The 9823-nt window shown below is 66.7% G+C and carries 9 protein-coding genes and 1 pseudogene; 9 read left to right on the top strand and 1 reads right to left on the bottom strand.

Annotated elements, in window-relative coordinates:
• Positions 1–201: pseudogene (locus VSO01S_RS27220) on the bottom strand (lipocalin family protein); the annotation flags it as partial.
• A 109-nt stretch (positions 202–310) separates the two neighbouring features.
• Here VSO01S_RS27220 and tal point away from each other — a divergent pair.
• From tal to VSO01S_RS17805, 9 genes are all read left to right on the top strand, one after another.
• Positions 311–1273 (top strand): transaldolase, encoded by a 963-nt coding sequence (gene tal / locus VSO01S_RS17845; protein WP_068644159.1) that lies wholly within the window; start codon positions 311–313, stop codon positions 1271–1273.
• Complete coding sequence (pgi, locus tag VSO01S_RS17840) at positions 1274–2821, top strand: glucose-6-phosphate isomerase (RefSeq protein WP_068644158.1); 1548 nt, start codon at positions 1274–1276, stop codon at positions 2819–2821.
• A gap of 100 nt (positions 2822–2921) precedes the next feature.
• Positions 2922–3254 (top strand): DUF805 domain-containing protein, encoded by a 333-nt coding sequence (locus VSO01S_RS17835; RefSeq protein WP_068644157.1) that lies wholly within the window; start codon positions 2922–2924, stop codon positions 3252–3254.
• A gap of 236 nt (positions 3255–3490) precedes the next feature.
• A complete protein-coding gene (locus VSO01S_RS17830) occupies positions 3491–4798 on the top strand; it encodes an ABC transporter substrate-binding protein (protein WP_068644156.1) in 1308 nt (435 codons plus the stop codon).
• Between the two features lie 35 nt (positions 4799–4833).
• On the top strand, positions 4834–5691 hold the full coding sequence (locus tag VSO01S_RS17825; RefSeq protein WP_068644155.1) for a carbohydrate ABC transporter permease: 858 nt from the start codon (positions 4834–4836) through the stop codon (positions 5689–5691).
• 10 nt (positions 5692–5701) lie between these two features.
• A complete protein-coding gene (locus VSO01S_RS17820; protein ID WP_068644154.1) occupies positions 5702–6526 on the top strand; it encodes a carbohydrate ABC transporter permease in 825 nt (274 codons plus the stop codon).
• A gap of 20 nt (positions 6527–6546) precedes the next feature.
• Complete coding sequence (locus VSO01S_RS17815; RefSeq protein ID WP_068644162.1) at positions 6547–7581, top strand: ABC transporter ATP-binding protein; 1035 nt, start codon at positions 6547–6549, stop codon at positions 7579–7581.
• A gap of 64 nt (positions 7582–7645) precedes the next feature.
• On the top strand, positions 7646–9028 hold the full coding sequence (gene dalD, locus VSO01S_RS17810) for a D-arabinitol 4-dehydrogenase (RefSeq protein ID WP_068644161.1): 1383 nt from the start codon (positions 7646–7648) through the stop codon (positions 9026–9028).
• Positions 9029–9064: 36 nt separating this feature from the next.
• The gene (locus tag VSO01S_RS17805; RefSeq protein WP_068644153.1) at positions 9065–9793 is read left to right on the top strand and encodes an SDR family oxidoreductase; all 729 of its coding nucleotides are present in this window, start codon (positions 9065–9067) and stop codon (positions 9791–9793) included.
• The last annotated feature ends 30 nt before the right edge of the window (positions 9794–9823 follow it).

Below are 9823 nucleotides of genomic sequence, written 5' to 3'. Positions count from 1 at the left end.
CGCCACCACCTGCAGCGGGGCGCGCATCAGCGGCGCGCCGTCGGCGGGGCCGGCCGGCGCTGCTGCGCGCAGCGCCCGGGCGCCATGGAGCGTGAGCAGGGTCAGTGCACCGCCGAGCGCGAAGGCTGCCGCGAGCGTGCCCGCGGATGGTGCACTTGGGTTGGGGGCGTGCGTCGCGGCGGATGGGAGGGAATTGCGCATGTCTGGACTCCGTGCGTTACACAGTGCGTCCAAGCTAACGGTGCAAGGCAGTATCGGCCGTCGGACGCAGAGCACATGTTTTGTAGTTTTGCGGCGGGATAATGGCCGCATGAACCAGCTCGAAGCCCTGCGCCAATGGACCACCGTCGTCGCCGACACCGGCGACTTCCGTCAACTCGATGCCTTCAAGCCGCAAGACGCGACCACCAACCCGTCGCTGATCCTCAAGGCCGTGCAAAAGAGCGACTACCGCCCCTTGCTGGACGAGGTGCTGGCCCAACACCGTGGCGAGCCGCTGGATGAAATCATCGACCGCCTGCTGGTGCGCTTCGGCTGCGAGATCCTGTCCATCATTCCGGGCCGCGTCTCCACCGAGGTCGATGCGCGGCTGAGCTTCGACACCGCCGCCACGGTGGCGCGCGCCGAACGGATCGTGGCCCTGTACCGCGCCGAAGGCATCGACACGCAAAAGCGCCTGCTCATCAAGGTGGCCTCCACGTGGGAGGGCATCGAGGCGGCCCGCGTGCTCGAAGGCAAGGGCATCCACACCAACCTCACGCTGCTGTTCTCCTTCGCGCAGGCCGTGGCTTGCGGCGCGGCGGGCGTCAAGCTCATCTCGCCCTTCGTCGGCCGCATCTACGACTGGTACAAGAAGGCGGCCGGCGCCGGCTGGGACGAGGCCGCCAACGCCGGCGCCAACGACCCCGGCGTGAAGTCGGTGCGGCAGATCTTCGACTACTACAAGCACCACGGCATCGCCACCGAGGTCATGGGCGCGAGCTTCCGCAACACGGGGCAGATCGCGGCGCTGGCCGGCTGCGACCTGCTCACCATCAGCCCCGAGCTACTGGCCGACATGGCAGGCCGGCCCGACAGCGATGCGCCGCTGGCGCGCCAGCTCGATCCGCAGGCGGCCAAGGCGCGCGACATCGCCAAGGTGAGCTACGACGAGGCCGGATTCCGCTTCGCCCTCAATGAAGACGCCATGGCCACCGAGAAGCTGGCCGAAGGCATTCGCGCCTTCGCGGCCGATGCCGTCAAGCTCGAGAAACTCATGACCGAGGGCCGTTGAATGAGCACCCTGGCACGTTGCGACCGCACCCCCGCCTGGCAGGAACTGGGCCGGCACTTCGCGTCCGGCGCCGCCCGCTTCGACCTGCGCCAGGCCTTCGATGCCGATGCGAAGCGCTTCGAGCGCTTCAGCCAGCAGGCACCGAATGTATTCGCCGACCTGTCGAAGAACCTGATCGACGCGCGCGCCGAAGAGCTCCTGTTCGCGCTGGCGCGCCAGTGCGGCCTGCAGGCGCGCATCGACGCCATGTTTGCCGGCGAGCGCATCAATGCGACGGAAGATCGGGCGGTGATGCACTTCCTGCTTCGTGCGCCCAAGGGCCAGCAAGGGCCGGGCACCGAACTGGCGGTGGTGCATGAAACGCTCGACGCGATGCTCGCCTATGCCGAGCGCATCCGCGGCGACCACACCATCACCGACGTGGTCAACATCGGCATCGGCGGCTCCGACCTCGGGCCGCAGATGGCGGTGCTGGCGCTCGATGAATTCGTGGCGCCGGGCAAGCACTTCCACTTCGTCTCCAACGTGGACGGCCACGAACTCGACGGCGTGCTCCAGGGCCTGGCGCCGGAGCACACGCTGTTCCTGATCGCCTCCAAGACCTTCACCACCGCCGAGACGATGGCCAATGCACGGTCGGCCAAGCGCTGGTTCGAGCAGTCCGGCGGCACCGACATCGCGGGGCACTTCGCGGCCCTGACCACCAATGTGGAGGCGGCGCGCGAATTCGGCATCAGCACCACCTTCGGCTTCTGGGACTGGGTGGGCGGGCGCTATTCGATGTGGTCGGCCATCGGCCTGCCCATTGCGCTGGCCATCGGCGCCGAGGGCTTTAGGGCCTTCCTGGCCGGCGCGCATGCCATGGACGAGCACTTCCGCAGCACCCCGCTGGAGCAGAACCTGCCCGTGCGCCTGGGCCTGCTCGACGTGTGGTACCGCAACTTCCACCGCTTCACCAGCCGCAGCATCGCGCCCTATCACAGCGGCCTGAAGCGCCTGCCCGCCTATTTGCAGCAGCTGGAAATGGAAAGCAACGGCAAGCAGGTGGACCTGGACGGCCAGCTGCTGCCGTACGGCACCTCGCCCGTGCTCTGGGGCGAGCCGGGCACCAACGGCCAGCATGCGTACTTCCAGATGCTGCACCAGGGCACGGACGTGGTGCCGCTGGAGTTCCTGGCGGTGCGCGATGCGACGCACGACCTGCCGGGCCACCATCCCAAGCTGCTGGCCAACGCGCTGGCGCAGGCGCAGGCCCTCATGCAAGGCAAGAAGGACGAAGGCGGGCACCGCAACTTCTCCGGCAACCGGCCCAGCACCTTCTTCGTGCTGGAGCGGCTCACGCCCGAATCGCTGGGCGCCTTCATCGCCATGTACGAGCACCGCGTGTTCACCAGCGGCGCGCTGTGGGGCATCAACAGCTTCGACCAGTGGGGCGTGGAGCTCGGCAAGGTGCTGGCCAAGGACATCGAGCCGCGCCTGTCGTCGGGCGATGTGGCGGGGCTGGACGCCTCCACCGCCGGCCTGCTGCAGCGGCTGCGCCAGCGCTGAGCCCGCGCAGGACGGTACTTTTCACGCACCCGGGCCGAGGGTGGGCGCCCTTATGATCGCCCCGGGAATTTCTCCCGGGAAATCGAAGAGGAGTTGGTCCATGAGCTTTGTCCAAGCCGTTCAGGTCTGCCTGCGAAAGTACGTCGACTTCAGCGGGCGCGCCGTGCGCTCGGAGTTCTGGTGGTTCGCGCTGTTCCAGCTGATCGTGATGGTGGTGGCATCCATGCTGGGCGAAACGGTCTATGCCGTCGTGGCGCTGGCGCTGGTGCTGCCCTCGCTGGCCGTGGGCGCGCGGCGCCTGCACGACATCGGCAAGAGCGGCTGGTTCCTGCTGCTGCACCTGCTGCCCATCATCGGCATCCTGGTGCTGATCTTCTTCTGGGTTCAGCCCAGCCAGACCGAGAGCAACGAATACGGGGTGGTGCCGGCCTGAGCCGACACCTTCCCACGCGCGCATCGAGGGCCGCTTCCGCGGCCCTTTTTCATGGCGCCGCGCGCTCGCGGTGAAGGTGGGCCGTACATCCTGATTTGCGCAGATCAGGGAATCCACTAGGTAATCGGTGCATAGAAGTATTGGCGTTGACCATGTAAGTACCGAATCGCGCCGCCCGAATCTCCAGAATCCCGCCACCGCCTCACCGCAAGCGGCGGGCACAAGGAGACGAATCCATGAAGGCATTTCTCAAGGCAGGCATCGCCTTTGCGATCGCTGGCGCAGGGTTGGCCCACGCTGCCACCGAACTCGTGGTGGCCACCGTCAACAACGGCCACATGATCGAGATGCAGAAGCTCACGCCCTTCTTCGAGAAGGCGTACCCCGACATCAAGCTCAAGTGGGTCACGCTGGAAGAGGGCACGCTGCGCCAGCGCGTCACCACCGACATCGCCACCAAGGGCGGCCAGTTCGACGTGATGACCATCGGCATGTACGAGACGCCCATCTGGGCCAAGAAGGGCTGGCTGAAGGAAATTGCGACCGACGCCGCCTACGACGTGGACGACCTGCTGCCTGCCATCCGCGCCGGCCTGTCGGAAGGCGGCAAGCTGTACGCCTCGCCCTTCTACGGCGAAAGCTCCATGCTCATGTACCGCAAGGACCTGGCCGACAAGGTGGGCTTCAAGATGCCCGAGCAGCCCACCTGGGAGCAGGTGAAGGAATTCGCCGGCAAGGCGCACGACCCCAAGGCCGGCGTGTATGGCATGTGCCTGCGCGGCAAGCCGGGCTGGGGCGACAACATGGCCTTCTTCACCACGCTGGTCAACACCAACGGCGGCCAGTGGTTCGACATGCAGTGGAAGCCGCAGATCGACACCAAGCCCTGGAAGGACGCGCTCACCTTCTACGTGGACATCATGAAGTCCTACGGCCCGCCCGGCGCCTCGGCCAACAGCTTCAACGAGAACCTGGCGCTGTTCAACGAGGGCAAGTGCGCGATGTGGGTGGATGCGACCATTGCCGCCTCCTTCATCAGCGATCCGAAGCAGTCCAAGGTGGCCGACAAGGTCGGCTTTGCGCAGGCGCCGGTGGCCGTCACGCCCAAGGGCGCGAACTGGCTGTGGGCCTGGGCACTGGCCGTTCCCGCCGGCTCGCAGAAGGTGGAGGCGGCCGAGAAGTTCGTGAAGTGGGCCACCTCCAAGGACTACATCAAGCTGGTGGCCAAGGAACAGGGCTGGCACGCGGTGCCCACGGGTACGCGCAAGTCGACCTACGCCACGCCTGAATTTCTGAAGGCGGCCAAGTTCGCCGACGCGGAGAAGAAGGCGCTGGACACCGCCAACCCCAACGACAGCACGCTGCCCAAGTCGCCCTATGTGGGCGTGCAGTTCGCCGCCATTCCGGAGTTCCAGGCAATCGGCGTGGCAGTGGGCCAGCAGATCAGCGCGGCGCTGTCGGGCAAGGTGACGATCGAGCAGGCGCTCAAGACCTCGCAGGCAGCGGCGGAGCGCGAGATGCGCAAGGCGGGCTACTACAAGTAAAGCGGCCGACTGGCACGAATCGGGGAGGAACCACCATGAACCGCCTCATGCCAAGGGCGCTGATGACGCCCGCGGTCCTCGCGCTGCTGCTGTGGATGGTCGTGCCGCTGGCCATGACCCTCTACTTCTCCAGCGTCAACTACAACCTGATGCAGCCGGGCGAGCGCAACTTCATCGGGCTGGAGAACTTCCACTACTTCGTCACCGACCCCGACTTCTGGCCGGCGGTGTGGAACACGCTGGTGCTCATCGGCAGCGTGATCGCCATCACCGTGGTGCTGGGCATCGGGCTGGCGCTGCTGGTGAACGAGCCTTTTCCGGGGCGCGGCATCGTGCGCGTGCTGCTCATTTCGCCCTTCTTCGTCATGCCGGCGGTCAACGCCCTGCTGTGGAAGCACATGATGATGAACCCCATCTACGGCGTGCTGGCCAATGTGTGGAAGTTCTTCGGCCTGACACCGGTGGACTGGCTCACCGAAGTGCCGCTCTTTTCGGTGATCGTGATGGTGGCCTGGCAATGGCTGCCCTTTGCCTGCCTGATCTTCATCACTTCGCTGCAATCGCTCGACCGGGAACAGATGGAGGCGGCGCGCATGGACGGCGCCAACGCCTTCCAGCGCTTCTTCTACCTCACGCTGCGCCACCTGGGCCGGCCGATGGCGGTGGTAATCATGATCGAGATGATCTTCCTGCTCTCCGTATTCGCCGAGATCGCCATCACCACCAACGGCGGGCCGGGCAACGAGAGCACCAACCTCACCTACATGATCTTCAAGCAGTCGCTGATGAACTTCGACGTGGGCGTGGCATCGGCCGGTGCGCTGTTCGCGGTGATCCTGGCCAACATCGTGGCGGCCTTCCTGATCCGCATCATCGGCAAGAACCTGGACTAGGAGGCCCCGCATGCTCAAGGAAAACTTCCTGGCCGTCTCGCTGCGCACCGTGTTCGCCTGGGCCTTCACGCTGCTGCTGTTCTTCCCGCTGGGCTGGCTGATGCTCACGGCCTTCAAGACCGAGCTGCAGGCCATCCACGTGCCGCCGCTCTTCGTGTTCGAGCCCACCATGGAGAACTTCGGCGAGGTGCAGCGCCGCAGCGACTACCTGCTGTATGCGCGCAATTCGCTCATCACCAGCCTGGGTTCCACCGTGATCGGCATGCTCATCGCGGCGCCGGCGGCGTATTCGATGGCCTTCTTTCGCACCAGGCGCACGCGCGACATCCTCATGTGGATGCTCTCCACCAAGATGATGCCGGCGGTGGGCGCGCTGGTGCCCATCTACGTGCTGGCCCAGACGGCCGGCATGCTCGACACGCTGTCGGGCCTGACCATCGTGTTCACGCTGTCCAACCTGCCGATCATGGTGTGGATGCTCTACACGAGCTTCAAGGACATACCGAACGAGATCCTCGAAGCCTCGCGCATGGACGGCGCCACGCTGTGGACCGAGTTCCGGCACGTGGTGCTGCCGCTGGCGGTGGGCGGCTTCGCATCCACGGGCCTCCTGTGCCTGGTGCTGAGCTGGAACGAAGCCTTCTGGGCGCTCAACCTCAGCTCGGCCAAGGCCGGCACGCTGGCCACGCTCATCGCCTCGTATTCCAGCCCCGAAGGCCTGTTCTGGGCCAAGCTGTCGGCCGCATCGCTGATGGCCATCGCGCCCATCGTGGTGTTCGGCTGGTTCTCGCAGAAGCAGCTCGTGCAGGGCCTGACCTTCGGCGCAGTCAAGTGATCAAGCAGGGAGACAAGGACATGGCTTACCTCGAACTTCAGAACATCACGAAGAGCTTTGCGGACGCCCACATCATCAAGGGCGTCAACCTCGCCATCGAAAAAGGCGAGTTCATCGTGTTCGTCGGGCCGTCGGGCTGCGGCAAGTCCACGCTGCTGCGCCTCATTGCGGGGCTGGAGCCCATCACCAGCGGCAAGCTGGTGCTCGACGGGCAGGACATCAGCCACGTGGCCTCGGGCAAGCGGGGCCTGGCGATGGTGTTCCAGAGCTATGCGCTGTATCCGCACATGAGCGTGTACGACAACATGTCCTTCGCGCTCAAGCTTGCGGGCGTGGACCCGCAGACCATCCGCCAGAAGGTGAGCCAGGCGGCCACCTCGCTCAATCTAACGCAGTACCTGGAGCGCACGCCCAAGGCGTTGTCGGGCGGCCAGCGGCAGCGGGTGGCCATCGGCCGCGCCATCGTGCGCTCGCCCAAGGTGTTCCTGTTCGACGAGCCGCTGTCCAACCTGGACGCCGCCCTGCGCGGCAACACGCGGGTGGAGATCCACAAGCTGCACAAGGCCCTGGGCGCCACCACCATCTACGTCACGCACGACCAGGTCGAGGCCATGACGCTGGCCGACCGCGTGGTGGTGCTCAAGGACGGCCTGATCGAGCAGGTGGGCACGCCGCTGGAGCTGTACGACCGGCCGGCCAACCGCTTCGTCGCGCAGTTCATCGGCATGCCGTCGATGAACATGGTCGCCGCCGATGCGGTGCCTTCGTTCTCGCAACTCAGCCGCGGCAGGCTGCCGGCCGACGGCTTCCTGGGCGTGCGGCCCGAAGGCGTGCGCGTGTATCCCCAGGGCCGCGGCGTGGGCGAGCCGGGGCGGGTGGACCTGATCGAGGCGCTGGGCGCCGACACCCTCATCCATGTGGACGTGAACGGCACGCAACTCATTGCGCGGCAGAACGAGCGCACGCCGCTCAAGGCGGGCGAGAACGTGCAGGTCGAGCTCGATCCATCCGTGCTGCACCTGTTCAACCGTGAAGGCCGTGCACTGCACGCCTGAGCACGCGGCACCCACTTCTTTTCCTGGAACTCCCATGTCCTATTCGGCTGCATCCGAATCGGTGATGCTGCACCTGGGCCTCGGCTCCTTTCACCGCGCGCACCAGGCGGCCTACCTGCAGGCCTTGATCGACGCCGGCGACACGCGCTGGTCCGTTGTCGGCACCAACATCCGGCCGGAGATGGCGGAGGTCCTGGCCGCGCTGCAAGGGCAGGGCGGGGCCTATACGCTGGAAACCGTGTCGCCGGCGGGCGAATACCGCTACCAGCGCATCGAGGCCATCCGCCGCGTGCTGCCCTTCGACGCGACGCTGGCTCCGGCCATCGAGGTGGCGGCGCAAGCCTCGACGCGCATCATTTCCTTCACCGTCACCGAGGCGGGCTACTACCTCGATCCGGCTGGCGGGCTCGACACCCGCGCGCCCGATGTGCTGGCCGATGTGCAGAAGCTGCGGCGCGGCGAAGCCGGGGCCACCATCTTCGGCGCCATCGCCGCGATGCTGCGCGCCCGCATGATGGCTGGTGCTGGCCCGGTCACGCTGCTCAACTGCGACAACCTGCGGCACAACGGCGAGCGCTTCCGAGTCATGCTGCGTGCGTTTCTCGAACTGGTGGCCGATGCGCCGCTGCTGGCCTGGACGCAAGCGCATACCCGCTGCCCCAATGCCATGGTGGACCGCATCACGCCGCGCCCGCCGCCGGAACTGCGCGATCGCGTGCGCCAGGCCACGGGCTGGGACGATGCGGCCCCGGTGGGCGGCGAGAGCTTCATCCAGTGGGTGATCGAGGACGACTTTGCCAACGGCCGCCCTGCATGGGAGCGCGTGGGCGTGCAGATGGTCGATTCGGTCGCGCCCTACGAAGAAGCCAAGATCCGCATCCTCAACGGCAGCCACAGCTGCATTGCCTGGGCCGGCACGCTGGCGGGCATGCAATTCATCCACGAAGGCGCGCGCGCGCCGGCCATCCGGCAGCTGGCCTTCGACTACATCACCGACGACGTCATTCCCTGCCTGGACCGGCCCGGCGCGCCCAGCCCGGTCGACCTGCCGAACTACCGCGATGTGGTGCTGGAGCGCTTTGGCAACGAGGCGGTGCGCGACACCAACCAGCGCGTGGCCATGGACGGCTTCTCCAAGATACCCGGCTTCATCGCGCCCACGGTGCGCGAGCGGCTGGCGGCGGGCCAGCCCATCGACGCCGTGGCCGTGCTGCCGGCGCTGTTCCTGGCCTTCCTGCAGCGTTGGCATCGTGGGCAGCTGGCGTACGACTACCAGGACCAGGCCATGGACCTGTCGGTGGCGCACGCCATCTGCGAAGCCGGCGATCCGGTCGAGGCGCTGTGCGCGAATGCAGGCCTCTGGGGCGACCTGGCCGGCAACGCACGGCTGGTGGCCGCCGTCCGCGCAGCCTCGGCCCGCGTGGCGCGAATCAAGGCGGGCCCGTGAACGCCATCCCCGCCTTCTTCACGAGGAGCGATTGCCATGGCCGATGAGCTGGGCGGCAAGGTCGCCGTCGTCACCGGTGCGGCGTCGGGCATCGGCTTGGCCACCACCGATGCCCTGCTGGCTGCCGGCAGCCGCGTGGTGCTGGTCGATCGCGACGCGCGTGCGCTGCAAGCGGTCTGCGCCGCACGCGGCGCCTGCGCCATGCCGCTGGTCATCGACCTGCTGGACCCCGCTGCCTGCGCCGCCCTGGTGCCGCGCGCGCTGGCGCTGGCGGGGCAGATCGACATCCTGCATGCCAATGCCGGCCTCTATGTCGGCGGGGACCTGGTCGACGCGGACACCGCGGCGATCGACCGCATGCTGAACCTCAACATCAACGTCGTCATGAAGAACGTGCACGACGTGCTCCCGCACATGATCGGGCGGAAAACGGGCGACATCGTCGTGACCAGTTCGCTGGCAGCGCATTTCCCGACGCCGTGGGAGCCCGTGTACGCGGCGTCCAAATGGGCGATCAACTGCTTTGTGCAAACCGTTCGCCGGCAGGTCTTCCGGCACGGCATCCGGGTCGGCTCCGTGTCTCCCGGGCCCGTCGTCAGCGCGCTGCTGGCCGACTGGCCGCCGGAGAAGCTGCAGGAGGCGAAGGCGTCGGGCAGCCTGATGGAGGCGAGCGAGGTGGCGGAGGTCATCCGCTTCATGCTCACGCGGCCACGCGGCATGACCATTCGAGACGTGGTGTTGATGCCCAGCAACTTCGATCTGTAGACTGCCGGTGAATCGAAGGAGTCCAAAGGG

Source organism: Variovorax soli NBRC 106424 (genome assembly GCF_001591385.1).
Taxonomy (GTDB): domain Bacteria; phylum Pseudomonadota; class Gammaproteobacteria; order Burkholderiales; family Burkholderiaceae_C; genus Variovorax; species Variovorax soli.
This window is presented reverse-complemented; position numbering and strand designations above follow the sequence as displayed.

Excerpts from the sequence above, each read along its gene's own strand:
- tal (WP_068644159.1), top strand. The coding sequence starts at position 311 with ATGAACCAGCTCGAAGCCCTGCGCCAATGGACCACCGTCGTCGCCGAC.
- pgi (WP_068644158.1), top strand. The coding sequence starts at position 1,274 with ATGAGCACCCTGGCACGTTGCGACCGCACCCCCGCCTGGCAGGAACTG.
- VSO01S_RS17835 (WP_068644157.1), top strand. The coding sequence starts at position 2,922 with ATGAGCTTTGTCCAAGCCGTTCAGGTCTGCCTGCGAAAGTACGTCGAC.
- VSO01S_RS17830 (WP_068644156.1), top strand. The coding sequence starts at position 3,491 with ATGAAGGCATTTCTCAAGGCAGGCATCGCCTTTGCGATCGCTGGCGCA.
- VSO01S_RS17825 (WP_068644155.1), top strand. The coding sequence starts at position 4,834 with ATGAACCGCCTCATGCCAAGGGCGCTGATGACGCCCGCGGTCCTCGCG.
- VSO01S_RS17820 (WP_068644154.1), top strand. The coding sequence starts at position 5,702 with ATGCTCAAGGAAAACTTCCTGGCCGTCTCGCTGCGCACCGTGTTCGCC.
- VSO01S_RS17815 (WP_068644162.1), top strand. The coding sequence starts at position 6,547 with ATGGCTTACCTCGAACTTCAGAACATCACGAAGAGCTTTGCGGACGCC.
- dalD (WP_068644161.1), top strand. The coding sequence starts at position 7,646 with ATGCTGCACCTGGGCCTCGGCTCCTTTCACCGCGCGCACCAGGCGGCC.
- VSO01S_RS17805 (WP_068644153.1), top strand. The coding sequence starts at position 9,065 with ATGGCCGATGAGCTGGGCGGCAAGGTCGCCGTCGTCACCGGTGCGGCG.